Origin of the sequence: Ruegeria atlantica, assembly GCF_013033965.1 — a bacterium.
GTDB lineage: Bacteria > Pseudomonadota > Alphaproteobacteria > Rhodobacterales > Rhodobacteraceae > Ruegeria > Ruegeria atlantica_D.
Genome location: NZ_WQFE01000009.1, coordinates 152,476 through 176,960, shown reverse-complemented (window position 1 = coordinate 176,960; position 24,485 = coordinate 152,476). Strand labels below are relative to the sequence as shown.

Here is a 24,485-nt window from a genome sequence, read left to right as displayed (position 1 = left end):
TTTGCCTCTTTTTGCTGGACTAAGGTAAATTCAGAGTGTTGGATTTACGGCACTTTGGTCAAGATCGTATCCGTGATCCGTAGTAGGGGCAGGTTCCATAGAACGTTCAATTTTCCAGTTTATTTGGAAGTACTCGAAGCGCGACCAGTTGATTCTGCTGGCCGTGACGTCGACCTTGTTTCCACTGCTCTATCTGACGCTTGAACTGCCCAAACGCATCATCAACGATGCAATCGGTGCCGCCAGTCCAGTTGTGGATGTGTGGGGCTATAGCCTGCCGCAGACAACATTTCTGATCGTTCTGTGTATCGGGTTCCTTGTGGCGGTGCTGGCGCATGGCCTGATGAAAATGCGCATCAACACGATGAAGGGCGTGCTGAGCGAGCGTATGCTGCGCCGGTTCCGGTATGTGCTGATCAGTCGCGCGTTGCGTTTCCCTCAACCCTATTTTGAGCGTGTCAGCCAAGGCGAGCTGGTGTCGATGGTCACCGCCGAAAGCGAACCGATGGGTGGGCTTATGGGGGATGCGATTAGCCAACCGGTTTTGCAGGCGGGTCAGATGATCACCATCCTGTCCTTTCTGTTTTTGCAAAGCTTCTGGTTCGGGTTGGCGGCAATTGCGCTAATCCCATTGCAAGCCTGGCTGATCCCGAAGCTGCAACGCCAGATCAACCTTCTAAACAAAAAACGAATTCAAGAAGTGCGGGTGCTTGCCGCCCAGATCGGCGAGAACGCGGCGGGTGCGTCCACATTGCGTGCCAACGGTGGGTGGCGGTATCGTCGCGCAATGGTTTCCGATCAGCTGGGGCGCTTGTTTGGCATCCGGTTCGAGATCTACCAGAAGAAGTTCTTTATGAAATTCATAAACAACTTCATTTCGCAGCTTACGCCGTTCCTGTTTTATCTGGTTGGCGGTCTTCTGGTTTTGCAGGGGTCGGTGTCTTTGGGGGCTCTGGTTGCGGCCTTGGCCGCGTACAAGGACCTCAGCTCGCCGTGGAAGGAACTGTTGACCTACTACAACCAGACACAGGACATGTCGCTGCGGTGGGACGTGGTGACCGAACGGTTTGCACCAGCTGGAATGCACAACGAAAAACTGTTCGAAGGCGAACCCGACGCCAATCCAAGGCTGAACGGCGACATTGTGCTGGATCATGTCTCGGTCCGCGATATGGACGGCAATCAGATTCTGGATGATCTGGATCTGACATTTTCCAGTGGAAAAATCATTGGAATTGCCGCCCCCAGCGAAGAGGACCGCCGCGCTGTCGCCGAGTTGCTGACGCGGGAAATCTTGCCCAGCTCAGGCCGGGTTCGGATAGGTGACGTCAATCTGTCCGAGCTGCACCAAAGCGTCGTGGCGGCGCGCATTGGGTACGCGTCGTCCCGACCGGTGATGTTCCAGGGCACGCTGGGCGACAACGTCATGATGCCGATGCGGTTCAAGCCACAGACAACGGAAACGAGCGACCCCGGACATGATGAGACCCTGCGGGCCGGAAATAGCGCTGACCCATTCAAGGCAAATTGGCTGGACCCGACCATTGCGGGATTGGAAAATGCTGAAGAGGTGCGCGACTGGTGGCTGAAGCTGATTGATGGGATGGGCTCTGGCGCAGCGTTGTTCTTGCGCGGGGCCGAACAGGTTTTTGATGCCACAGAACACCCCGAATTGGCCGACAAACTGGTCGAATTGCGTCCCTTGGTTCAGGACGCGGTGAAAAACTCGGGGCTGGATCAGCAGGCTTTGATCTTTGATCGCGACAGCTATAATCCGGCATTGCCGGTTGCGGAAAACTTGCTGTTTGCCACGCCCAAAGTGCCGGTCACACAGGAACTTTTGGCGCAACAGACCGTGTTTCTGGGACAGCTACGTGAATTTGGTCTGGACGAAACTCTGGTCAGCCTGACGCGCGATGTGATCGAGATGCTGCGCCAGATTTTCGGCCTGGACGGCACCGATCATCCCCTGTTCCGCAAACTGGGGTTGGAGGCGCAGACCTATGAGTCCGCGGTGGAGCTGGTCGAGAAAACCCGGAACGAAGGCGTTTCGGGGTTGGATGATGAACAGCTTGCGAATTTGTTGGCCGTTCCGTTCGTGATTTCGGCGGAACAGATTGGTCCGGCGTTCACCGATGACCTCAAAGACCGAATACTTGAGCTGCGGCATAGCCACTCGGAAAAGCTGCTGGAACGGTTGCTGGACGTGTTTGTGCCATTGGACAAATCGAAGTTTGCGCCCGGCTTGACGGTTCTGGAAAACGCTTTGTTCGGAAAAGTCAGTCAGATCGGTGGTGCCCGTTCGGATGAGGCGCGCAAACTGATCGTGGATGTCCTGAATGAAAACGGTGCGCGCCCGCTGGTGGTCGAACTGATCTATGACGTCCCGGTGGCGCTCGGTGGGCAAAACCTGCCCGCGGTCTTTGCCGAACCCCTGTCTTTCACACGCGCAACGATCAAGAAACCGGACATTCTGATTCTTGAGGATGCGTTGGCCAGCTATGACATGGCCTCAAAAGTGGCGGTTTACAAAAACCTGCGTGCGCTCTTGCCGGATACCACGGTGATCTATCTGAACGATCAGTTCGACAGCCCTGATGTGTTCGACATGTATGTCGAAATCAGGCAAGGTCGGGTCGTCTCTGACGAAGGACCGGTGGACGTGGAAGAAGACAGTGCCGCCTCGGCTGACCTTGCGCGCAAGCTGCGGGCGCTCGAACAGACGCCGCTGTTTTCCGGGCTGGATCGCCGACAGTTGCGCCTGTTGGCCTTTGGTGCGCGCTGGTTCGATGCCAAAGCAGGAGAGATTGTTTTCCTCAAAGACGATCAGCCAACGGATGGCGCTTATGTGGTGCTGGAAGGAGAAGCCGGGTTGTATCTGCCGCAGCTTGATGGGGCAGATCAGTTGATTGTCAAGGTCGGGCCCGGAGCGTTGGTCGGAGAGTTGGGGCTGATCCGCAAGGAACCTCGGGCTCTTAGCATGATCGCCGAGACAGAGCTGTCTTGCCTGCGGATCGGCGAAGAAGAATTCCTGGCCGTGGTTGAAAACGACGCTGCAACGGCGTTCAAGCTGTTGCAGGTAATCGCGGGCTACGTGTCGAACTAGAGGCTATTCGTTGTCGGGGCTGCAAAACATTTCGTAGAGCACTGCGATCACCTTCGCCGCGCCGTCATCGTACAGCGAGTAATAGATGGATTTGCCATCCCTGCGCGTTGCGACAATGTTTTCAGCGCGCAGGCGCGCCAGCATTTGGCTGACCGCGGCCTGACGAATATCTAGCAACGCCTCCAACTCACCCACGGATTTTTCACCGTCGGCCAGATGGCACAGGATCATCAATCGGCCCTCATGCGCGAGCGTTTTCAGAAACGCAGAGGCCCGGGCCGCGCTTTCCTGCATGTCAGTTAGCGCAGCTTTGGATTTCTGGGACTTGTCGTCTTTAAGTGTCACGCCTGGCCCGTCAAACACCTTGTAGTTGGGTCAATGTGCCTCAATTCCCATTGTTTTGTCACCCCTCGGTTGCAGGGGCACCGCCCTGAAAGGCGTTTCCATTCACGTAATCGCAGGGCTCTTCCTGCATCTGTAGATGCAGGCCGTCGCCCTTGAACGGATGTGCCCGGGCTAGGTCTTCGTTGACCTCAATGCCAAGGCCGGGTGCAGTGGGGGCCAAGACAAATCCCTCCTCGGCCCGCAGTGAGCTGTTGATGAGTTGATCGTGGAACGGAGTTTCAATGGTCTCAAGCAGCAACAGGTTAGGGATGGATGCGGCAAGGTGGATATTGGCGGCCCATTCGACCGGACCGGCATACAAATGTGGGGCCATCTGAGCGCTGAAGACTTCGGCGATGGCGGCCACTTTCTTCATCTCCCAAATGCCGCCGGCACGGCCCAGCGCGGGTTGCAGGATTTCCGCCGCTCCGGCCCGCAAAACGGCGGCGAATTCAGCCTTGGTGGTCATGCGTTCGCCAGTTGCGACCGGGATGCGAACGTTTCGCGCGACGCGGGCCATGTCCTCGATCATGTCGGGGGGTGCCGGCTCTTCGAACCACAGCGGGGAATAGGGTTCGAGCGCTTGACCCAATCGGATTGCACCTGCCGTGTTGAATTGCCCGTGGGTGCCGAACAGAAGGTCGGCTTTGTCGCCTACGGCTTCTCGGATCGCTTTGCAGAATGCCACAGACATCGAGATGTCGGACATTGCAGGCATGTGCCCGCCGCGTATCGTATAAGGCCCGGCCGGGTCGAACTTGACGGCTGTGAAGCCGCGTCGGACCATTTCGGCAGCACATTCGCCAGCTTGCTCCGGCGAGGTCCAGAAATCGGTCAGGTTATGTTGGGGCAGGGGGTACAGATAGGTGTAGGCCCGGATGCGTTCGTTCACCAGCCCGCCAAGCAAGGCATGGACCGGGCGATCGCGATCCTTACCCAAGATGTCCCAGCAAGCGATTTCCAGCCCAGAGAATGCACCCATGACCGTCAGATCAGGGCGCTGCGTGAAACCGCTGGAATAGGCGCGGCGGAACATCAGCTCGATGTTTTCGGGGTTTTCGCCCAGCATGTGACGTTCGAACACGTCCTGTATGACATGGCGCATTGCTTCGGGACCAACTGAGGATGCATAGCATTCGCCCCAGCCAGTGATTCCGGTATCGGTCGTGACTTTGACCAGTATCCAATACCGCCCGCCCCATCCGGGCGCGGGAGGCGCAGTGACGATGATATCGAGATCTTGCAGCTTCATCAGGTGTCCTCCTGCCTTGCCGGGTTAGGTCCTGTCGAAAACGATCACGTTGCGCTTGGCGGACCCGGTTTTGGTGTCCTCAATTGCTTCGTTGATCTGCGACAGGGACCACCGGCCCGAGATCAGTTCGTCCAGCTTCAGACGCCCTTGTTCATAAAGGTCGATCATCCATGGAATATCCCGCTGAATGACGACATCACCCATTTTCGACCCGATCAGGCCCTGACCCAGCGCGGCCAGCACCACCGGCTCATAACTTGCCATATCCCCGGAATGGGGCATCCCGATCATGACTGCCTTGCCACCCGGACCCAAGTAACGAGGGGCCTGATCATAGGCAGGGAGTGCGCCGACGGTGATCAACACGGCGTCCGCGCCGCGCCCCCCAAGCGCTTTGTAAGCGGCCTTCCAGGGGGCTTTCTGATCGGCCAAGACGCCGTGGGTTGCGCCAAATTCCTTGGCGATGGCCAGCTTCTCTTCGGTCATGTCCACGGCCACGATGCGGCGCGCACCTGCTATGCGTGCACCCTGGACCGCGTTCAGTCCGACGCCGCCCGCACCAATCACCACCACATCCTGCCCAGGACGCAGCCCTGCAGCGTTAACAGCGGCACCTACGCCCGTAATCACACCGCAGGACAGCAGACTGGCAACGTCCTTAGGCATCGACTGTGGAATCTTGACGATCTGCCGGTGGCTGACCACAACCTTTTCCGCAAATGCTCCGCAGGCCATTGCTTGTTCCAACGGCCCGCCGTCTGCTGTGCGCAATGGTCCTTTGACCGTGTCATATGGCGTTTCGCAGACAGTTGGTTTCCCCCCAGCGCATGAGGGGCACGAGCCGCATGCCCGGATCAGGGTGACGACAACCGGATCCCCAACCTGAAATCCACCAGCCGAGTCACCGGCCGCCGTGATAACACCTGCCGCCTCATGCCCATAGACGGCCGGAAGGTGCCCACCCCATGCGCCACTGGCATATGAGATGTCCGAATGGCAGATCGCCACCGCATCCAGAGTCACTTCGACCTCGTCCGGTTTGGGCGATGCGATCTGGACGTCTTCGATGACCAGAGGTTCGCCGAACGCCCGACAAACGGCGGCTTTGATTGTTTGCATGCTGTTTCTCGCTCCCTTTGCGCCACGGTGGCGCGCTTGAGCGGACCCTGCAAGGCGGATTCCGTCAAAGAGATGTCGTAGTTATGCCATGACCTTGCGTGAGCGGGAAAACACGACCAAACCGACCACCATCAAAACGAATGCCAGGAGGAATGGTGCACCAGGCAGGTAGATCACCGCGTCGGGTTTGATGAACTGTGCGAAAACGCTGGTTATGAGCACCGGAGCAATGACCATCGACAACGCGTGCAGAGAGGTCAGTACGCCCTGCAGTTCGCCCTGTTGCGAGTCCGGCGTCGCGCGTGACATCAAAGCCTGTAGGGCAGGGGTCACAACTGCTCCGACTGCTGTGACCGGGATCAGCATCAGCGCAATGATTCCGTTGGTCAGAAAGGCCAGAAGCAAAAAGCTAACAAGCTCGAACCCCATGCCACAGATGATAGTGACGCGTTCACCCAAATACTTGGTTGCAGGACGGATCAAGCCGCCCTGAACGGCCGCCATGCCGATCCCGTAGATACCCAGTGACAGGCCGATCATTTGCGGTGACCAGCCGAACCGTTCGGTCGTGAAATACGCCCATATGGCCGGGTAGACATAGATTGAGATGGAGTACAGGAAATAAACCCACAGCATTGGACGGATGCCGGGCAACGCAGCAATTGCGCGTAGAGAATTCACCGGGTTAGCCCGCCGCAGGCTGAAGGCCCGGCGGGTCTTGTCGGTGACCGTTTCAGGCATGACAAACATGCCAATTGCGAACGCTGTGGCAGACAAACCAGCCGCAGCCCAAAACGGCGCGCGCGTGCCATATTCGCTCAGCAGCCCACCCAGGACTGGGCCAAACACAAAGCCCACCCCAAAGGCCGCACCCAACAGGCCGAAATTGGCTGCCTTTTCATGAGGTTTGGATACATCCGCCATGAATGCTGCCGCCGTGGCATGCGTGGCCGCTGTAATGCCTCCGACGATGCGGCCGGCCAGCAATAGCCAGATGCCGCCCGCAAGCGCCATGACAACATAGTCCAGAGACATGACGAACAGCGAAACCAGCAAAACTGTCCGTCGACCGTAAGCATCCGAGAGGTTTCCCAAAACCGGCCCGAACACGAACTGCATGGCAGCAAATGCTGTGCTGAGGATTCCGCCCCAGATCGCAGCCGTCGCCAACGTGCCGCCCTGAACCTCGACGATCAGTTCCGGCATAATGGGCAGGACAAGGCCGATGCCCATGGCGTCGATCATGACCGTGAGAAGAACGAAGAAGAAGGGAAGGCGCATTTGTACCGCGAGGATGATAATTTTGGCGGACCTTAACCGCAGACGATACGGGTTGAAAGGGATGCGCTCAGACTTGTGATCCTGGCAGGTCTTTTGCGATTTTGTCCAACAAATCAGCGAGTTTTTGGGGTTGCGCAAAAAACGGGGAATGCGACGTGGCAATCGTATGCCGCATAGCTTCGGGGGCGTTATGGCTCATTTGTTCCTGGTATTCCGTCGGAATTGTCCGGTCATTGGTCGTCCGAATATAGGCCTTGGGAACCCGGCTGAATTTGTCGCTCAGGGACAGGGGGGTGTCCTGCGGTGCGATGGCTTGAGGGCACAGGCGTGCAAACGCGTATGGCACCGTTTCGGATGGGCAGTCATGATAGAACAGATCGTGCACTTTGTTCGGCTTAAACATGTACGACTGACCGTCGGTTGACTTTTCGATGGCATCAACGATCGTCTGCCGGGGCCAGCGTCTGCGCATTTCTACCATCGAAAGGCCATCCTGCGGGACGTAGGCGGCAAGATAAACAAGCGCGCGCATGGCTTTCGGTGCTGTTTCTGCCGCGGCACTGATCGGGTATCCTCCCCAGGAATGACCTACAATGATCGTATTGGGTGAGCTCGCATGCAAAACCGCGTCGCGGCAGCTGTCCAGCGTTACATTCGCGATCGGTGTCGGGTCCGAGCCGTGACCGGGCAAGTCAATGGCGCGCGCCTCATGTCCCAGCGTTTCCAACGCCGGGATAAGTTCGCGCCAACACCAGGCACCGTGGCAGGATCCATGGACTAACAGAAGATCGGCCAAACCAATTCTCCTTCACACATGTCCAATTTCAGTCAGAAAACTTTTTAGCAATGCTGCATATTCTGCCGGTTGTTCGACACAAGGCAAGTGCCCAACGCGTCGCATCAGTTCGAACCGAGAGCCGGGGATCAGGTCAACGGTTTCCCGCACAAGATCGGGTGGGGTTGATCCGTCCTCGCTGCCGGCGATGCCAAGGGTTGGCAGGCGCAGGCCGCTGGTCGGGGTGTAGAAATCCGTGCCCGAGATGGCGGCGCAGCAACCCAGATAGCCATCGACGGGCTGGCGCACCATCATGTTGCGCCAAAGCAGGTGCTCGGGCGACGCGCGGAATGCCTTCGAAAACCAGCGTTCCATGGTCGCATCGGCCAAGGCCTTGATCCCACCTTTTCGTACGTCGTCCATACGGTCTTGCCAGATCGAAGGCATGCCGATTTTGGCCGCTGTATTGGACAGCACCAGCGCGCGCACCTGATCCAGCCGTTTGACGGCCAGCCCCTGTCCGATCAGCCCGCCGATCGAAAGGCCGACAAACACGCTATCGCGCACCTCGAGAAAATCAAGCAGACCTTCCACATCCCGGACCAGGGCACCCATCGAATAAGGTGCCGGCGGTTGAGACGAAAGACCGTGCCCGCGCATGTCAAATCGGATGATGCGCAGCCCGGTGGGCAGGTGCGGCAGCAAATCGTTCCACAGCCGCAGGTCGGTTCCCAATGAATTGGCAAACACAATCGGCGCGCCGTCTGGATCACCATCGATCCGATAGTGGATTTGCACGTTTCCAATGTCCGCTATTTGCACGACTCAATCCCCTGGCGTCATACGCACAATAGTAAGGTTGCCTCAGCCCAAACAGCTTGTCAGGTCAGGTATTCCAGTGCTTGCCCAAAGACTTCGGGGTCGGCGTTGCCGCCCGATGCCACTACGATCACAGTGTCGCCCTCGATTTCCTCGGCCTGGTAAAGGGCTGAGGCCAGCGATACTGCCCCGCCCGGTTCCAACACGATCTTGAGGCGCAAAAACGCCTGCGCCATGGCGCGCAGCGCGTCGTCTTCGGACACCGAAAAGCCTGGTCCGCACAACCGGTTCAGGATCGGAAAGGTGATCTGGCCCGGCTGCGGTGTCAGAATTGCGTCGCAGATGTTTCCCGCCGCAGCGTTGTTGCTTTGAATATGACCTGTCGCCAGAGACCGTTTGACATCGTCAAACCCTTCGGGCTCGCACGGACGGGCACGCAGCCCCGGTGCGTGACTTTCCAGTGCCAGCGCAATGCCCGAGGTCAAACCGCCACCGCCGCAGCACACCAGAACGTCTGCTTGATCGACGCCCATTTCGGCGGTCTGCCGCGCCAGTTCCAGCCCAATGGTGCCCTGACCTGCGATGACCTGCGGTTCGTCGTAAGGCCGGATCAGCGTCAAGCCGCGTTCGGAAGCCAGCGCCTCGCCAATCTCTTCGCGGCGTTCGTTCGCGCGGTCGTAAAGGACAACCTCCCCGCCCAGCGCGCGCGTGTTGCTGATCTTCAGTTGTGGCGCGTCAGAGGGCATGACGATGACGGACGAAATCCCGTGCTGAGCCGCGGCATAGGCCACGCCTTGCGCGTGATTGCCCGAGGAATAGGCGATGACACCGCGTTGCCGGTCCGTGTCACTGAGGGCTGAAATGGCGGACCAAGCCCCGCGAAACTTGAAGCTGCCGGTGTGCTGCAGGCACTCGGGCTTTACCAGCACGCGGCGGCCTGCGATTTCGTCCAGAAACGGCGATGTCAGAATTGGTGTCTCGCGAACATGTCCTTCCAGCCGTTTGGCGGCGGCCTCGATCATTTCAACTTTGCTCATGCGTTGACCAGTACCTTGCGAATGAGTTCTATCGATTGTGGCTCGTCCAGAAACGGGGGGTGACCACGGTCGGGTATTTCCGCCGACATAAGATCGGGGTGGCGGTTGTGCATTTCAGTCAGCGTGTCTTTGCCCAAAACGTCCGAATTCTTGCCGCGAATGAGGCCTGTCGGAATGTCCCGCAGCGCTTCAAAAAGCGGCCATAGATCCGGAGCTGGCCCTGCAGCAGCCTGTTCCAGAAGCGCCGTGCGTAACGCGGGGTCGTAGCAGAGTGTCAGGCCATCACGCGTTTCGTTGAACTGAACTTCTGCCTGCTGCTGCCAACGAGCGAGCGACACACCGGGGAACTGAGGCTCCATGACATGCTGCAACGCGCGTGCTGCCAAATCGTAGGTTTTGGAAACGGGCTGTTTGCCGACATACCCCATGATCTTGGCAATGCCGGACGGTTCCAGCACCGGTCCAACATCGTTCAAAACGACACTCAACAACCGTTCGGGATGGCTGGCGGCCAGAACCATGGCGATCAGCCCGCCGCGCGATGTGCCGATGACATTCACGCGATCCAGACCAAGATGGTCCAGCAACTCAATCACGTCCTGCGATTCCCGAGGAATGTTGTAGTTCATATAATCTGGGTCATAGTCTGAACGGCCACGACCGCGGTAGTCCATTGCAATCATCCGCATATCGGACAGGTGCGGGGCGAGGAACAAAAAATCCCTGCAGTTTCGGGTTAGCCCGGCAAGGCAAAGTACGGGCGTTCCAGACCCTATGTCCTCAAAGTAAATTCGTCTTTCGTCAGACGTGGTGAAAAAAGCCATTAAAGTCCAGCCAGTTGCGGAATTGTCGTGAGGTCGGACAGTACTTGGGCTGGCTTCCATGGCAAGCGGTCCATTGGTTCCCCAGCGCGATTGACCCATGCGGTGACAAAGCCATATCCGCTGGCCCCGGCCGCGTCCCAGCCATTTGAACTGACGAACAACACTTCGTCGCGGGCACAGCGGAACCGGTCCTGCACAAGGTCATAGACGCGCGAGTCTGGTTTGAACACGCCGACACTTTCCACGGACAGCACATCGTCCAGAACGTCGCCAATACCGGCGGATTGCACCGCGCCATCCAACATCGGTGGCGAACCGTTCGACAGGATCGCCGTTTGCAAGCCGCCAGCCTTCAGCGCGCGCAGCATTTCGGGAACTTCGGGATAGGCCTGCAATTCCCAGTACAGATCCAGCAACCGTTGCCGCAGCGCTGCGTCCCCGTCCAGCCCTGTCGCCTCAAGTGCCCAGTCGAGCCCATCCTGCGTAACGTCCCAGAAATCCGCGTGGGCGTCCGTGACCGCACGAAGCCATGTGTATTGCAGCTGTTTCAGACGCCAGTGATTGGCCAGTTCCGGCCATTTTTGTTGAAGTCTCTCAAAACCCGGCTCACCAGCCGCCTGTCGTGCAGCAGCGGCCACATCGAACAACGTACCGTAGGCATCAAAAACGCAGGTTGTAATTGGCATCCGGTCCCCTCCTGATCGTTCGGGGCACGTTTGCACAACAATTGTAAGCATGAAAGAGGGCGGGGTTTACAATAGCGTGTGACCTCCTAGGTTTGATCGCTTAACCCATTCAGAGGCCGGTGGCCAATATGACCGAAATCAAACAAGGCGACACGGTTCGCATCCACTACACAGGAACGCTGTTGGACGGAAACGTCTTTGACAGTTCCGATGGACGCGACCCGCTGGAATTCGTCGTTGGCTCGGGCCAGATTATTCCCGGTTTGGATTCGGCGATGCCTGGTCTGAACGTAGGAGACAAGAAACGCGTCGAGATCGCCTGTGTTGACGCTTATGGGCCGATCAATCCGGGTGCGCGGCAACAAATCCCTCGCGAAGGGATTCCCGATGATATCCCGCTGGAACCCGGCACGCAGTTGCAAATGCAAACCCCGGATGGGCAGGCGGTGCCGGTGACCGTGGTCGACGCCGACGAGGCAACGGTCACGCTGGATGCCAACCACCCATTGGCCGGGCAGGATCTGATTTTTGATATCGAGGTCGTTTCGGTCAACTGACCCGAAAACTGTGTCGGATCAGCCTGAAATGAGGCTGATCCAAGTTTCAACGGTTTCCCGCATTTGCGGCTGTGTGAAGAACACAAACAACAATAGAGTGATCAGGGCCAAAAGCGCGACAATGCCGCGCGCGCCCAGAAACCCGGATCTGCGGCGCGACCGGATACTGCGAGTGTTGCTGGTAAGGATATGTTCGGCTTTGCTCATGCCGATATCCCTGCCGGTGAAAGATGTTCAAATCTTGGCACCGGCAGGGAAAGATCGGGTCACATGTGATCGGGTTGCGGCATGCCCAGAACGTGGAAGCCACCATCGACGCGGATGATCTCGCCCGACGTGCATGCACCTGCATCCGATGTGAGGTAAACTGCAGTGCCGCCAACGGCCTCGAGCGTCGCATTCGAGCGCATGGGCGCGTTCTGATCACAGAACTTGTAGGTCTTGCGGGCACCGCCGATGGCTGCACCGGCCAGCGTCTTCATCGGGCCGGGAGAGATCGCGTTGACGCGAATACCCTCAGGACCCAGATCGTTGGCCAGATAACGGGTCGCAGATTCCAGCGCAGCCTTGGCCACACCCATCACGTTGTAGTTCGGCACCACCTTGTTCGACCCCTGATAGGTCAGGGTCAGCAGCGTGCCGCCATTCTCTTGCATCAGAGGGTAAGCGCGGCGCGCGACCTCAATGAAGGAATAGGCCGAGACATCCAGCGAGTGCTTGAAGTTGGCTCGTGTAGTGTTCAGGAAACGGCCTGTCAGTTCGGATTTGTCCGAGTAGGCAATGGCGTGGACCACGAAGTCGATAGTGGGCCAGCGCGCTCCAAGCTCTTGAAACGCACGGTCCAGCGAGGCGTCATCCGTGACATCCGCGTCCACCATGAAATCGCTGCCCAGACTTTGGGCCAGCGGTTCAAGGCGTTTGCCGAAAGCTTCGCCCTGATAGGTGAATGCCAGTTCGGCACCGGCCTCATGCATGGCCTTGGCAATGCCCCACGCAATCGAGCGGTCATTGGCCACGCCCATGATCAGGCCGCGTTTACCTTTAAGAAGATCCGACATTACATTCACCCGTTATACTTCGACAGAATCATGGACCCGTTGGTGCCGCCAAAGCCGAAGCTGTTGGTCATAACACTGTCCAATCCTGCGTTTTCAACTACTTGAGTTGCAATTTCACCGGGCAGAATGCCTTCGGCAAGCGTGTCGACATTGATCGACGGCGTAATAAAATCATTGTCCAGCATCAGCAGGCAGAAGATCGCTTCAAGCGCGCCAGCCGCGCCCTGCGCGTGTCCGGTCATCGACTTGGTGGATGAGATCGGGGGCACGTTGCCTTCACCAAAGATGCGGCGGACGGCTTCAACCTCGCCAACGTCTCCGACCGGGGTCGAGGTGCCGTGGGCGTTGATGTAACCGACCTTGCGGCCTTCGGGCAGTGTGGACAGGGCCAGGCGCATCGCACGCTCGCCGCCTTCACCAGAGGGCGCCACCATGTCGTGGCCATCCGATGTGGCTGCGTAACCGGTCACTTCGGCGTAAATCTTTGCGCCGCGGGCCAGTGCGTGTTCCAGATCCTCAAGAACGACGATCCCTCCGCCGCCCGAGATGACGAACCCGTCGCGGTTCTGATCGAATGCACGGGATGCTTTTTCCGGGGTGTCATTGTACTTGGACGACATCGCGCCCATCGCGTCGAACAGGCAGGACAGCGTCCAGTCCAGTTCTTCGCCGCCACCTGCGAACATGACGTCCTGCTTGCCCAGCATAATCTGTTCCGCTGCGTTGCCGATACAATGCAGCGAAGTGGAACAGGCCGAGGTGATCGAATAGTTGATACCTTTGATTTTGTACGCGGTCGCCAGATTGGCCGAGATCGTCGAACACATGCATTTCGGCACTGCGAAGGGGCCGATGCGCTTGGTTGCGCCCGTTTTCAGAACGGTTTGATGCGCGGTCAGCATTGCGCTGGTCGACGGGCCGCCGGAACCGGCTACCAAGCCGGTGCGGGGGTTCACGACCTGATCCTCGGTCAACCCTGCGTCGGCAATCGCCTGGTTCATTGCAATATGAGCATAGGCGGCACCTGGGCCCATAAAGCGCAGAGTCCGCTTGTCTACGTGCTCGGCCGGATCGATCTTGAGCGTTCCGGCGATCCGGCTGCGAAAGCCGTGTTCGACCATCTGCTCGTTGGCTTCGATGCCGGACTTGCCAGCCTTTAGAGAGGCCAATACTTCCTGGGCATTGTTCCCGATGGAGGACACGACCCCCAGACCGGTGACAACTACTCGACGCATGTGCGTGCTCCTTATTTCGGGCCGGTCAGGCTCAGGCTTCGGATAGAACGACTTTCATGTCTTTGACATCGTAAATCATTTCACCGTCCGCTTCGACGATACCATCCGCCACACCCATGGTCAGGCGGCGGGTCTGGATCGCCTTTTTGAAGTCGATCTTGTAGGTCAGCATTTTACGGTCAGGGCGGACCATACCGGTCAGTTTGACCTCGCCGACGCCTACGGCCATGCCACGCCCCTGCCAGCCGCGCCAGCCCAGGTTGAAACCGGTCAGCTGCCATAGGCCATCAAGGCCCAGACAGCCGGGCATGATCGGGTTGCCGGGAAAATGGCAGTCAAAGAACCACAGGTCTGGTGTAATGTCGAACTCGGCGAAAACATGGCCTTTGCCGTGTGCGCCACCGTCGGCCGAGATGTCGGTGATCCGGTCCATCATCAGCATTGGCGGAGCAGGCAATTGCGCATTGCCGGGACCGAATAATTCGCCACGGGCGCATTTCAGCAGATCGTCCTTGTCAAAGCTGCTCGGGTATTGGGCCATTCTGCCGCCTCTCCTGCCAGGGGTCCGTTCGTTATATCTGGCCTCGTCTAGCACCCGTATGCAAGGTCCTGCAAGAGCGCCACGTCACATCCTGTTGTGCAGACGACATTCTTTGCGAATGAATTTCATTTGAAATTACCCGAACACAGCACTTATATATGGGGCAGCAACAATTAGGTTTCGGATTGATGACACCTCAGAGCCAGAACAGAGCCACGGATTGGTTGGTCGACGCCGGGCTGCGCCCAACGCGCCAGCGTGTCGCTTTGGCCGAGCTTCTGGTCGGAGACGGTCGCCACCGGCATGTCACCGCCGAAAGCCTGTTTGAGGCGGCCAAGAAGAACGGGGATGCGGTATCTCTGGCAACCGTCTACAACACGCTGCGTGCTTTTTGTGAGGCCGGAGTACTGCAAGAGATCACGGTTGATGGTTCGAAAAGCTATTTTGACACCAATACGCACGATCACCCACACTTTTTCTGGGAAGACGAAAGCCGCCTGAGCGATGCGCCATCAGACCAGCTGGTGATCCAACGGTTGCCCGAAGCACCAGAGGGCGTTGAAATCGCGTCGGTCGACGTGGTGATCCGCCTGCGGAAAAAGTAATTCAGGCCAATAGTTCCATCAAAATCTGTTCCGCCTGTGCGGTATTCGGGTCTGCGGGACCGGTACCGTGGCGCGCCAGTACCACAGATTCTGCGGCGATATCTTCGAGGACCCTGCGACTGATCAAAGGCATTCCATCATAGCTGAAGTCCGAAGGCGGGTTGGCATAGCTAATTGCGATACCTTCGTGGTTTGCAGCAAGGCTGCGCTGGATTTCCAGCGTTGCCGCCCGGTGGGCCACCAAGGGCCGCAATCCGTTTTGCCGGAATAGCCCCAGAACGTGCTGCGCGGAAAGGCCTTCGTTCGACAGGATCAGCGGATGGCCTGCCAGTTCGCTCAGTGAAACGGACGAAGCACCCGCCAGTGGGTGGTCCGGGGCCATAATGGCACTTGGCCTACTGGGAAACAGAATTTGCTGTTGAAACCCGGCATCCATGCTCAGGCCATATGTCAACGCCAGATCAATGCGACCGTCTATCAGGTCAGATATCAGCCCTTCGAACCCATCCACTTTGTATGAGATGGTCAAATCCGGCAGGGCCGCACGCAAAGGGCGCAGCGCTTTGGCAAGCAAAAACGGGGCCAAATCCACGAAACAACCCAACCGCAGTTGCGCCTTGGTCGGACTGACCTGATCGGCTTTTTCAAGTTGCGCTGCGCTGGCCAGCAGGGCTTCCGCGTCTTCGATAAAGCTGCGCCCTTGCGGGGTCAGCGCCATGGCAGCGCCGCGTCTGCGCGTGAACAGCGGATGACCGAGATGCGATTCGACACGCGTCAGGGCTGTGGACAGCGCCGGTTGTGACACGTTCAGCTGTTGCGCTGCAGCAGACAAGCTTCCGAAACGACCGATCGCACAGATGTATTCGTATTGGCGAAGTGAAATATATAACATGAAATTAAACCTACTTTAGAAAGATATTATTTGAACAGAGGGGTTATCTATGCGCAGATCGATAAACCACGGCACGGAGAAAGACATGACGCACCCTCTGGTTACGCAAGAGATGATCGACACCTATCAGCAGGACGGCGTGGTCCTGATCAAGGGGTTGTTTGCCGATCACGTTGAAACCCTACGCGAAGGGGTAGCTGCGAACATGGCAGAGCCGGGACCTTATGCATCTGAGAACAAGAAAGAAGGCGAGACAGGTCGTTTCTTCGACGATTATTGCAACTGGTCCCGGATCGAGCAATTTCAGTCGGTTGTGCACGGGTCTCCAGCCGCAGAAGTTGCGGCCGATTTGATGCGGTCCAAAACAGTGCAAATGTTCCATGACCATGTTTTGGTCAAAGAACCCGGAACCTCGATGGCCACGCCGTGGCATCAGGACGGTCCGTACTACTTCGTTGAAGGTCAGCAGACGATCAGCTTTTGGTCACCTCTTGATCCGGTCACGCGGGCCACGTTGCGCTGTGTCGCAGGCTCGCATCGGTGGGAGAAAGAGGTTCTGCCGACCCGTTGGGTGTCCGAGGATGGGTTCTTTCCCGACGAAGGCCAGTACATTCCCGTTCCGGACCCGGATGCGGAAGGAATGAAGGTCGTCGAGTTCGAGATGGAGCCGGGCGACGCGGTCGCCTTCAACTATCGAACGCTGCACGGCGCGCGGGGAAATCAATCCAACAGCCGCCGCCGCGCGTTTTCACTGCGTCTGGTCGGTGACGATGCGCGTTATGTTGAACGGCCAGGTCGGACATCCCCGCCGTTTCCGGGGCACGACATGGATCCGGGTCAGCGCTTGCGCGAGGATTGGTTTCCGATCTTGCTGCGTCGGTGATCCGACACCAAACAGGCCAAAGAAACGGGTCAGAACCACTGTCCCGTTTCGATCAGCCCCATCTCAAGTAATTGGTTTGACGACCATTCGAACGGGATCGAATTGCGCCAGTGAAACGTCGCAATGTCGAAGGTCGACCCGGCATTGGATTTCAGGGCTTTTGCGGCCCGGAACGAGCACACTGCAGCGGTCAGGTTGTGGTGCCATGGGCAGGAATAGGTGTTGTATTCTTCGTCGTTGAACGTGTGGTCCGGTCGTAACTCCAATCCTTTCTTGGATTTGAATAGGGCGATCCGGTCAATTCGGCGGCTTTGCGAGGGTACATGTTCCTCGAACCGCCACCGCAGCCCGCCGGACATATCCAACTGGCGTTCCTTCGGGTGCTTTTTCAAATCAAGCCGTGCCTGGGCGAAGTACCCAGTGCGATCCAGCATCGCGTGTTCCGGTGCGACACCATTCGGGAATTCGTTCAGATCTTCGGCATAAAGATCGACGACATGGCTCAGCATCGAATCCCGGCGTTCCTCGTTGTGAAACGCCAGCATTTCGCCGATCGTGCGCGTCTCGCAAAAGGGAAAAAAAAGGTATTCGGCATTGTAGCAGTAATACATCCAAAGACTGGGCGCAGCCTGAATGATTCGGTTGATCGTCTCAAAAACGACGGTGCGCGGGACGCAGCTGAGAGGGACGCGGTGAACACGATCCTCAAGCTTGGGGTCCAGTGCGAATGCCGGCGGCATGAACACAATCAGGGATTTGAAGCCCAGATTCAGATGGTGGCGGATGGTACTGTCAATTTCCACGTCATCTTCGACAAAAACCAACGCGAGTGGACCTTTTGCCAAAGCGGCTTGGCCCGTTTGCAGGAAAGAGTCGAGGGATTTGTATTGCATTGCCTGTCCGCCGCCGCCTTGCTGGAGTTTCGGGCCAAAATCGGGTAATCGCGTCGGCATTGCAAGCGGCGTTCGTTGGGTATAGACGACGCCGGTCCCGCGAATGCAAAGGCCGTTTTCATGTCAGAACCTAAAAAGCTGTACATCAAGACCTATGGTTGTCAGATGAACGTATACGACAGCGAGCGTATGGCGGAAACGTTGGGTGGCCAGGGATACGTGGAAACGAAAACTCCCGATGACGCGGATATGATCCTGTTGAACACCTGCCACATCCGGGAAAAAGCGGCTGAGAAAATCTATTCGGAACTGGGCCGATTCAAGGGGTTGAAGACCGAAAAACCCGATCTGAAGATCGGCGTTGCCGGATGTGTCGCGCAGGCCGAGGGTGAAGAGATCATGCGCCGCCAACCCATGGTGGACTTGGTCGTGGGACCACAAAGCTATCACCGTCTGCCCGAGATGGAGGCCAAGACGCGTGCCGGTGAAAAGGCTCTGGACACCGACTTTCCCGAAGAGGACAAATTCGAGAAACTCAAAGGTCGTCCCAAGGCCAAGCGCGGACCAACCGCATTTTTGACGGTGCAGGAAGGCTGTGACAAATTCTGTGCCTTCTGTGTTGTGCCTTACACCCGTGGTGCAGAGGTCAGCCGCCCGGCGGATCGCATCCTGCGTGAAGCAAACGACCTGGTTGAACGCGGTGTGCGCGAAATCACTCTGCTGGGGCAGAACGTCAACGCTTATCACGGGGCTGGCCCAAACGGTGACATGACATTGGCCGGTTTGATTTGGGAATTGAACAAAGTCGATGGGCTGGAGCGAATCCGGTTCACCACGTCGCATCCTAACGACATGGCTGATGACCTGATCGAAGCGCACGGGACCTGCGAAAAGCTGATGCCTTATCTGCACCTGCCGGTTCAATCGGGGTCAGACCGTATCCTCAAGCGGATGAATCGCAGCCACACCGCCGAGAGCTATCTGCGCCTGATTGAGCGTATCCGCGCCGCACGTCCGGATATCGTGATGTCCGGTGACTTTATCGTCGGGTTCCCGGAAGAGACCGAAGAGGACTTTCAAGCCACTCTGGATCTGGTGGAAGAGGTCAAATACGGCTACGCCTATTCGTTCAAGTATTCGACGCGCCCTGGAACCCCGGCCGCAGAGAGGTCTCAGGTTGATCCGAAGGCGGCAGATGACCGCTTGCAGCGTCTTCAGGCGTTGATCACCCGTCACCAACGCGAAATTCAGGACGCGATGGTTGGGCGAAACGTCAAAGTTTTGTTTGAAAAACCTGGTCGCCTGCAAGGGCAGATGGTCGGAAAATCCGAGTATCTTCATTCGGTTCACGTGTCCGACGCCGATGTCGCCGTGGGCGAATTGCGGGATGTACGGATTACCTCATCGGGCGCAAATTCCTTGGCCGGCGCGTTGCGGTAACGCATCCGTTATTCAGAATTTGGAAACCATACGGTTTTGTTAATTCCAAATTTACCCTTGATTTATTACTCGGAATTATGTTCCGAGAAAATCAGGTTGTTTAGGGGCTTGTTGTTTTGGGCCCTTAGAAAACCTTATCTCTTGCCGATGGGATGAGCAGGTCGGTGAATGGAAAGGGTACGAGTGAAGACTTTGAAACGTTTAACCGGGCGGTTGTTGACATCCGCCCTGACCGCCGCATTCGCTTTTTCGGTGTTTCCCGGCGTGACCACAGCAGGCAATCTGGATCAAGGTGTTTCTGATCCTATTGTCATCAATCCAAAACGGTTCGGCAGTGACGTCAGTGTCTTTTATCTGGGCACAACAGGTGCCTATGCGTTTGGGGGCGACGATCGATTTGGCCTGACCGGACCCAGCGGAACCTCAGAAGTTGGCGACTTGGACCTGAGCGGCACACTGGGCGGCGTGCGCGCAGGGTGGCGCGGCGTTTTGCCAGCGCGCGGCGGTCGCGACTATGTTTATGGGGTCGAGCTTGGATATGAATTCGGCTCGCTCAGTGATGACGCGACTAACCAGATTGGGGGGCAACCGGTCACAGGCGGGTCGGAAATATCAGACGTGTTTTCGATTCGACTCCGCAATGGTTTGACCAACAAAAGCGGTACCGTTTTGTACTTTGTGTCAGCTGGTTATGTGAATGGCGACGTTACCACAACCAGCAGGCAGTCATCCGGAGGGGGCTCTCAGTTTTTTGAAAGTGGCGGCCGACGGAACGGGTTTTCCGCCAGCATCGGGGTCGAGCATAATCTGACAGAAAACTGGTCGATCAGCGGCGAATATGAATATGTCCAGTTCAGCGCGGAAAACGTGGATTTTGGTAACGGAACCTCGACCAGGTCGACGCCGAAATACCGCGGTTTGAAGCTAGGCTTGAACTACCGGTTCTGACAGTTCACTTGAAACAGCTGCGCTTGTTGACACTTCTCGTTATGCGGGGTGCATCGGCGGTTTTGTCATCCGGGCGGGAAAAAATGAAACTGTGGCTTGCGCCCACCAAGTGTTCCTGTCTACGCTTGGGATGAAACGCCAAGACAGGAGAGCGGATTGGCCATCGGTGCCCTTACCCCACCGCAAGATGAAATACCTCAGCGCGAAGCGTTTGTTGAGTTTCCAGATAACCGATTGTTGATAGACCTGTGCGGAGAATATGACCGCAATCTGACTGATATCGAACAAAAGCTGTCCGTCCAGATCGTGCGCCGCGGGAATCAGCTGGCTGTGATGGGGGATGAAGACGCCCAAAAGCAAGCCATCGAAGTTTTGCAGGCTTTGTATACCCGTCTTGAAGGCGGGCGCGATGTTGAAGCCGCCGATGTGGACCGCGAACTGCGGATGGGCGGTTCTGAGACGGGAACCGGTAGCCGCGATGGTGACCAGCTTGAGATGTTCAAGGGCGGCACCGTCGAAATCAAGACACGCAAAAAACTGGTTGAGCCGCGCACGGATGCGCAAAAGGCATACGTTCAGTCTCTTTTTCAGAACGAACTGGCCTTCGGGATTGGTCCCGCTGGTACCGGTAAGACCTACCTTGCTGTCGCCGCCGGTGTATCGATGTTTATCGGCGGCCATGTAGATAGGATCATCCTGAGCCGACCCGCTGTAGAGGCTGGCGAAAAGCTGGGCTATCTGCCCGGCGACATGAAGGACAAAGTCGATCCGTACATGCAGCCTTTGTACGACGCGCTGAACGATTTTCTGCCCGGCAAGCAGCTGGCCAAGCTGATTGAAGAAAAGCGAATCGAAATCGCGCCGCTGGCTTTCATGCGGGGGCGGACGCTGGCGAATGCATTTGTTGTTCTGGATGAGGCGCAAAACGCCACCACGATGCAGATGAAGATGTTCCTGACGCGTTTGGGTGAAGGAAGCCGGATGGTGATCACCGGCGACCGCTCACAGGTCGACCTGCCGCGCGGCGTTCAATCTGGGCTAGCGGATGCCGAACGTTTGCTGAGTACGATCCCGAATATCAGCTTCAACTATTTCACGTCCAAGGATGTTGTGCGCCATCCGCTTGTCGCCGCCATTATCGAAGCGTATGAGGCCGACTCGGGCCGTGAGACGGGATAATCGTCAACGGCCGCAGGCTTTGGGCGTGGTGACATGAACCTTGAACTGACGATTGAGGATGCCCGCTGGCAGGGGCTGGAGCCGTTGGCGACGCGCGCTATTCAGGCAGTGTTGGACTATTGCGATCTGGACGCTGATTTGTGCGAAATAAGCCTGCTGGCCTGTGATGATGCGCGAATTGCAGACCTGAACGCCGAATTTAGGGAAAAGCCCACACCGACCAATGTGCTCAGTTGGCCGGCCGAAGATCTGGCCGCTGACAAAGCGGGGCAGAGACCGACACTTCCTATGCCAGATTTCACAGGCGAAATTGCACTGGGCGACATTGCGATTTCCTTTGATACCTGCGCAAGCGAAGCGGCTGACGCCGACAAGAGCATGGACGATCACGTCACACATTTGATCGTCCATGGAACGTTGCACTTGCTGGGTTATGATCACATCCGTGACCCTGACGCTACTTTGATGGAAGGTCTCGAAGTCGAGATACTTGGCAAAATGGGTATAGATGACCCATATAATATATAGTAAGGGCCGGATTGGCCGATCATTTGGAACAGGATTATGGGCGATACAGACGGCAGTTCTATGGCGGCGCATAGCGCGCAACCGAAGGACAGCGGTGAAAATGGCAGCGAAAAAGCTGGTTTCTTTTCTCGAATAGTGGACGCGTTCTCGCCGCAGAGCGACGATGAGGTCAACGCGGCCAATGGACATGAGGTCGACATGGTTCAGCCCCGCGGCATGATCAACTTGCGGCGCATGCGGGTCGAGGATGTAGCCATTCCCACGGCAGAAATCGTGTCCGTGCCATCAACGATTAGCAAGGATGAGCTGGCGCAGGTCTTCCGCGACAGTGGTCTGTCCCGTATCCCGGTTTACGAGGGAACACTCGATACGCCCTTGGGGTTTGTTCACCTAAAGGATTTTGCGCTTACGCACGGTTTCAACGGCTCGGGGCCAGAGTTCGACCTGGTCTCGATGCTGCGCACGTTGCTGTTTGTTCCGCCATCAATGCCCATTGGCGTTTTGTTGACTAAGATGCAGACCGAACGTCGCCATATGGCGTTGGTGATCGATGAATATGGTGGCGTTGACGGTCTTGTGTCGATTGAGGACTTGATCGAACAGGTGGTTGGCGAAATCGCCGATGAACACGATGCCGACGAGGGCCAGCTTTGGGTTCAGGAAAAGCCCGGTTGCTATGTTGTGCAGGCCCGTGTTCCGTTGGAAGAGTTCGAGGCCGAGATCGGGCGTTCTCTGACCAGTCACGAAGACGTGGACGAGGAAGAAATCGACACGTTGGGCGGGTTGGTCTTTATGCTGTCGGGTCGCGTTCCTGCGCGAGGTGAGGTTGTCTTGCACCCCGAGGGTCCTGAGTTCGAGGTGATGGACGCCGATCCCCGCCGGATCAAGCGCCTGCGTGTCATGTTACCGGATCGCGTTGAATGAACCCTGCGCGGGGTTGGCCGTTTTGGTTGCGATTAGTGCTCGCGGCGCTGCTGGGCGCGATCGCGGCGTTCGGGTTGGCCCCATTTGGTATTTGGCCAGCTACCGTGATTGCATTAGTCCTGCTGTCGCCCTTGTTTTTGACGACCGAGACGCGGGCGAGGGCAGCTTGGGTGGGGTGGGCCTTTGCGACCGGGTATTTCGCGCATGCACTTAGTTGGATTGTCGAGCCGTTCCTTGTTGATGCCCAGCGTCACGCATGGATGGCGCCATTTGCGCTGACGTTCATGGCGGGCGGCCTCGCGCTGTTTTGGGCGCTTGCCTTTTGGCTGGTGCGACGCCATGACGGCCAAGCTGTATCACAGGCTGTGTTTCTGGCGCTTTCGATATCCCTTCTGGAATTAGCCCGAGGGTATGTTCTGACAGGTTTCCCTTGGGCTGGGCTGGCGCAGGTTTGGGTGGACACACCGGTGGCTCAGCTTTTGTCCCTGTTCGGGCCATATGGGCTGGGTGCGGTAACTTTGCTGGCGACTTTGCCACTTGGGGCCGCGCTGTCGCAGCGCGATGACTATGTCGCGCCGTTAAGCCTGACTGTCGGAGCCGCGTGTTTAGCATTGGTTTATTCTACGTCGCGCCCAGTGGTTACAGAAACCGACCATGTCGTGCGCATCATTCAGCCCAACGCGCCGCAACACCAGAAGTGGGATCCGGACTACGCCCCGCTTTTCTTTGCCCGTCAGGTTGAGTTCACGGCCGCAGCACCGCAACCGGATTTGATTATCTGGCCGGAAACCTCGGTTCCTGCGTGGCTGGGCAGCGCGCAACCTTATCTGGCCGCAATCGCCGACGCGGCGGAGGGAACCCCGGTATTTCTGGGTATTCAAAGGGGGGACGGCCCGCGCATCTACAACTCGATGATCTATCTGGATGAGGATGGCCGGCAGCAGGGGCTGTACGACAAGCACCACCTGGCACCCTTCGGGGAATATGTCCCGTTTGGTGAGGTGTTGGCGCGGTTCGGGGTCTACGGCATGGCCGCCACCACCGGCAACGGCTTTAGCGCCGGACCCGGCGCGGCGCTGATGGACGCTGGCAAGCTGGGAAAGGCACTGCCGCTTATTTGCTACGAGGCGGTCTTTACACAGGACGTCTTGTCGGCGCCGGGTCGCGCCGATTTTCTGTTGCAGATCACCAACGACGCATGGTTTGGCACGCGCTCGGGGCCGTATCAGCATCTGGCACAGGCCCAAATGCGCGCGATTGAGCAAGGGCTGCCAATGATGCGGTCGGCCAATACCGGTGTGTCCGCCATGATTGACCCGCTGGGCCGGATCACGCAGGCCCTGCCGCTGGGGCAGGCTGGTTTTGTCGATGCGACATTGCCGAACCCGCTGGCCCCGACGGTGTACGCCCGACTGGGTGATGGCCCGGTCTTCGTCGTGCTGTTGGCGCTCTTTGCGCTGTTTTGGCGCAACGCTAGAGGACATCAGCAGTAATTTCGGATTGACGCTGTGTTTCTTGG

At 57.5% G+C, this 24,485-nt stretch carries 25 protein-coding genes; 10 read left to right on the top strand and 15 right to left on the bottom strand.

Annotated features, from left to right (window positions below):
- Positions 1 to 109 precede the first annotated feature (109 nt).
- Positions 110 to 3,106: an ABC transporter transmembrane domain-containing protein gene (locus tag GOW16_RS16350; RefSeq protein ID WP_170417012.1), complete on the top strand. Its 2,997-nt coding sequence runs from the start codon at positions 110 to 112 to the stop codon at positions 3,104 to 3,106.
- A gap of 3 nt (positions 3,107 to 3,109) precedes the next feature.
- Here GOW16_RS16350 and GOW16_RS16345 read toward each other — a convergent pair whose 3' ends face one another.
- The 9 genes from GOW16_RS16345 to GOW16_RS16305 form a co-directional block, all read right to left on the bottom strand.
- Entirely contained in the window at positions 3,110 to 3,400 is a 291-nt protein-coding gene (locus GOW16_RS16345) for an ArsR/SmtB family transcription factor (RefSeq protein WP_170417010.1), read from the bottom strand.
- Between the two features lie 109 nt (positions 3,401 to 3,509).
- Positions 3,510 to 4,742, bottom strand: coding sequence for a mandelate racemase/muconate lactonizing enzyme family protein (locus GOW16_RS16340; RefSeq protein ID WP_170416923.1), 1,233 nt, complete (start codon positions 4,740 to 4,742; stop codon positions 3,510 to 3,512).
- A gap of 24 nt (positions 4,743 to 4,766) precedes the next feature.
- Positions 4,767 to 5,861, bottom strand: coding sequence for a Zn-dependent alcohol dehydrogenase (locus GOW16_RS16335; protein ID WP_170416921.1), 1,095 nt, complete (start codon positions 5,859 to 5,861; stop codon positions 4,767 to 4,769).
- A gap of 81 nt (positions 5,862 to 5,942) precedes the next feature.
- A complete protein-coding gene (locus GOW16_RS16330; protein WP_170416919.1) occupies positions 5,943 to 7,142 on the bottom strand; it encodes a TCR/Tet family MFS transporter in 1,200 nt (399 codons plus the stop codon).
- A gap of 67 nt (positions 7,143 to 7,209) precedes the next feature.
- Complete coding sequence (locus GOW16_RS16325) at positions 7,210 to 7,938, bottom strand: alpha/beta fold hydrolase (protein ID WP_170416917.1); 729 nt, start codon at positions 7,936 to 7,938, stop codon at positions 7,210 to 7,212.
- 12 nt (positions 7,939 to 7,950) lie between these two features.
- A complete protein-coding gene (gene pcaD, locus GOW16_RS16320; RefSeq protein ID WP_170416915.1) occupies positions 7,951 to 8,739 on the bottom strand; it encodes a 3-oxoadipate enol-lactonase in 789 nt (262 codons plus the stop codon).
- 59 nt (positions 8,740 to 8,798) lie between these two features.
- Entirely contained in the window at positions 8,799 to 9,773 is a 975-nt protein-coding gene (locus GOW16_RS16315; RefSeq protein ID WP_170416912.1) for a threonine ammonia-lyase, read from the bottom strand.
- Positions 9,770 to 10,597, bottom strand: coding sequence for an alpha/beta fold hydrolase (locus tag GOW16_RS16310; RefSeq protein WP_170416910.1), 828 nt, complete (start codon positions 10,595 to 10,597; stop codon positions 9,770 to 9,772). Before GOW16_RS16310 ends, GOW16_RS16315 begins: the two co-directional genes overlap by 4 nt.
- A complete protein-coding gene (locus GOW16_RS16305; RefSeq protein WP_170416908.1) occupies positions 10,597 to 11,283 on the bottom strand; it encodes a haloacid dehalogenase type II in 687 nt (228 codons plus the stop codon). Before GOW16_RS16305 ends, GOW16_RS16310 begins: the two co-directional genes overlap by 1 nt.
- A 128-nt stretch (positions 11,284 to 11,411) precedes the next feature.
- Between GOW16_RS16305 and GOW16_RS16300 the strand changes: the two genes are divergently transcribed.
- Positions 11,412 to 11,840 carry an FKBP-type peptidyl-prolyl cis-trans isomerase gene (locus GOW16_RS16300; protein WP_170416906.1) on the top strand — a complete coding sequence of 143 codons (429 nt, stop codon included), beginning with the start codon at positions 11,412 to 11,414 and terminating at the stop codon, positions 11,838 to 11,840.
- 18 nt (positions 11,841 to 11,858) lie between these two features.
- Here GOW16_RS16300 and GOW16_RS16295 read toward each other — a convergent pair whose 3' ends face one another.
- From GOW16_RS16295 to fabA, 4 genes are read right to left on the bottom strand one after another with little or no spacing between them, the layout of a single operon-like run.
- Positions 11,859 to 12,047, bottom strand: a complete 189-nt coding sequence (locus tag GOW16_RS16295; RefSeq protein ID WP_170416904.1) for a hypothetical protein — start codon at positions 12,045 to 12,047, stop codon at positions 11,859 to 11,861.
- 59 nt (positions 12,048 to 12,106) lie between these two features.
- The gene (locus GOW16_RS16290) at positions 12,107 to 12,898 is read right to left on the bottom strand and encodes an enoyl-ACP reductase FabI (protein WP_170416902.1); all 792 of its coding nucleotides are present in this window, start codon (positions 12,896 to 12,898) and stop codon (positions 12,107 to 12,109) included.
- Between the two features lie 5 nt (positions 12,899 to 12,903).
- On the bottom strand, positions 12,904 to 14,133 hold the full coding sequence (fabB, locus tag GOW16_RS16285) for a beta-ketoacyl-ACP synthase I (RefSeq protein ID WP_170416900.1): 1,230 nt from the start codon (positions 14,131 to 14,133) through the stop codon (positions 12,904 to 12,906).
- Between the two features lie 31 nt (positions 14,134 to 14,164).
- Positions 14,165 to 14,674 (bottom strand): bifunctional 3-hydroxydecanoyl-ACP dehydratase/trans-2-decenoyl-ACP isomerase, encoded by a 510-nt coding sequence (gene fabA / locus GOW16_RS16280; protein ID WP_170416898.1) that lies wholly within the window; start codon positions 14,672 to 14,674, stop codon positions 14,165 to 14,167.
- Between the two features lie 188 nt (positions 14,675 to 14,862).
- Here fabA and irrA point away from each other — a divergent pair, with 188 nt between their 5' ends.
- Entirely contained in the window at positions 14,863 to 15,279 is a 417-nt protein-coding gene (irrA, locus tag GOW16_RS16275; RefSeq protein ID WP_109312620.1) for an iron response transcriptional regulator IrrA, read from the top strand.
- A 1-nt stretch (position 15,280) separates the two neighbouring features.
- On the opposite strand, the gene GOW16_RS16270 is transcribed toward irrA, so the two are convergent.
- A complete protein-coding gene (locus tag GOW16_RS16270; protein WP_170416896.1) occupies positions 15,281 to 16,171 on the bottom strand; it encodes a LysR family transcriptional regulator in 891 nt (296 codons plus the stop codon).
- 85 nt (positions 16,172 to 16,256) lie between these two features.
- Between GOW16_RS16270 and GOW16_RS16265 the strand changes: the two genes are divergently transcribed.
- Entirely contained in the window at positions 16,257 to 17,054 is a 798-nt protein-coding gene (locus GOW16_RS16265) for a phytanoyl-CoA dioxygenase family protein (protein ID WP_170416894.1), read from the top strand.
- Between the two features lie 29 nt (positions 17,055 to 17,083).
- Here the strand turns inward: GOW16_RS16265 and GOW16_RS16260 are convergent, their stop codons facing one another.
- Positions 17,084 to 17,947, bottom strand: coding sequence for a hypothetical protein (locus GOW16_RS16260; protein ID WP_170416892.1), 864 nt, complete (start codon positions 17,945 to 17,947; stop codon positions 17,084 to 17,086).
- Positions 17,948 to 18,067: 120 nt separating this feature from the next.
- Here GOW16_RS16260 and miaB point away from each other — a divergent pair, with 120 nt between their 5' ends.
- From miaB to lnt, 6 genes are all read left to right on the top strand, one after another.
- Positions 18,068 to 19,387 carry a tRNA (N6-isopentenyl adenosine(37)-C2)-methylthiotransferase MiaB gene (gene miaB, locus GOW16_RS16255; protein ID WP_170416890.1) on the top strand — a complete coding sequence of 440 codons (1,320 nt, stop codon included), beginning with the start codon at positions 18,068 to 18,070 and terminating at the stop codon, positions 19,385 to 19,387.
- A gap of 183 nt (positions 19,388 to 19,570) precedes the next feature.
- Complete coding sequence (locus tag GOW16_RS16250; protein WP_368039919.1) at positions 19,571 to 20,335, top strand: outer membrane protein; 765 nt, start codon at positions 19,571 to 19,573, stop codon at positions 20,333 to 20,335.
- Positions 20,336 to 20,491: 156 nt separating this feature from the next.
- A complete protein-coding gene (locus GOW16_RS16245) occupies positions 20,492 to 21,514 on the top strand; it encodes a PhoH family protein (RefSeq protein ID WP_170416886.1) in 1,023 nt (340 codons plus the stop codon).
- Positions 21,515 to 21,547: 33 nt separating this feature from the next.
- Positions 21,548 to 22,042, top strand: coding sequence for an rRNA maturation RNase YbeY (ybeY, locus tag GOW16_RS16240; RefSeq protein WP_170416884.1), 495 nt, complete (start codon positions 21,548 to 21,550; stop codon positions 22,040 to 22,042).
- Positions 22,043 to 22,078: 36 nt separating this feature from the next.
- Positions 22,079 to 22,966 carry a hemolysin family protein gene (locus tag GOW16_RS16235; protein ID WP_170416882.1) on the top strand — a complete coding sequence of 296 codons (888 nt, stop codon included), beginning with the start codon at positions 22,079 to 22,081 and terminating at the stop codon, positions 22,964 to 22,966.
- Positions 22,963 to 24,459, top strand: coding sequence for an apolipoprotein N-acyltransferase (lnt, locus tag GOW16_RS16230; protein WP_170416880.1), 1,497 nt, complete (start codon positions 22,963 to 22,965; stop codon positions 24,457 to 24,459). Before GOW16_RS16235 ends, lnt begins: the two co-directional genes overlap by 4 nt.
- The last annotated feature ends 26 nt before the right edge of the window (positions 24,460 to 24,485 follow it).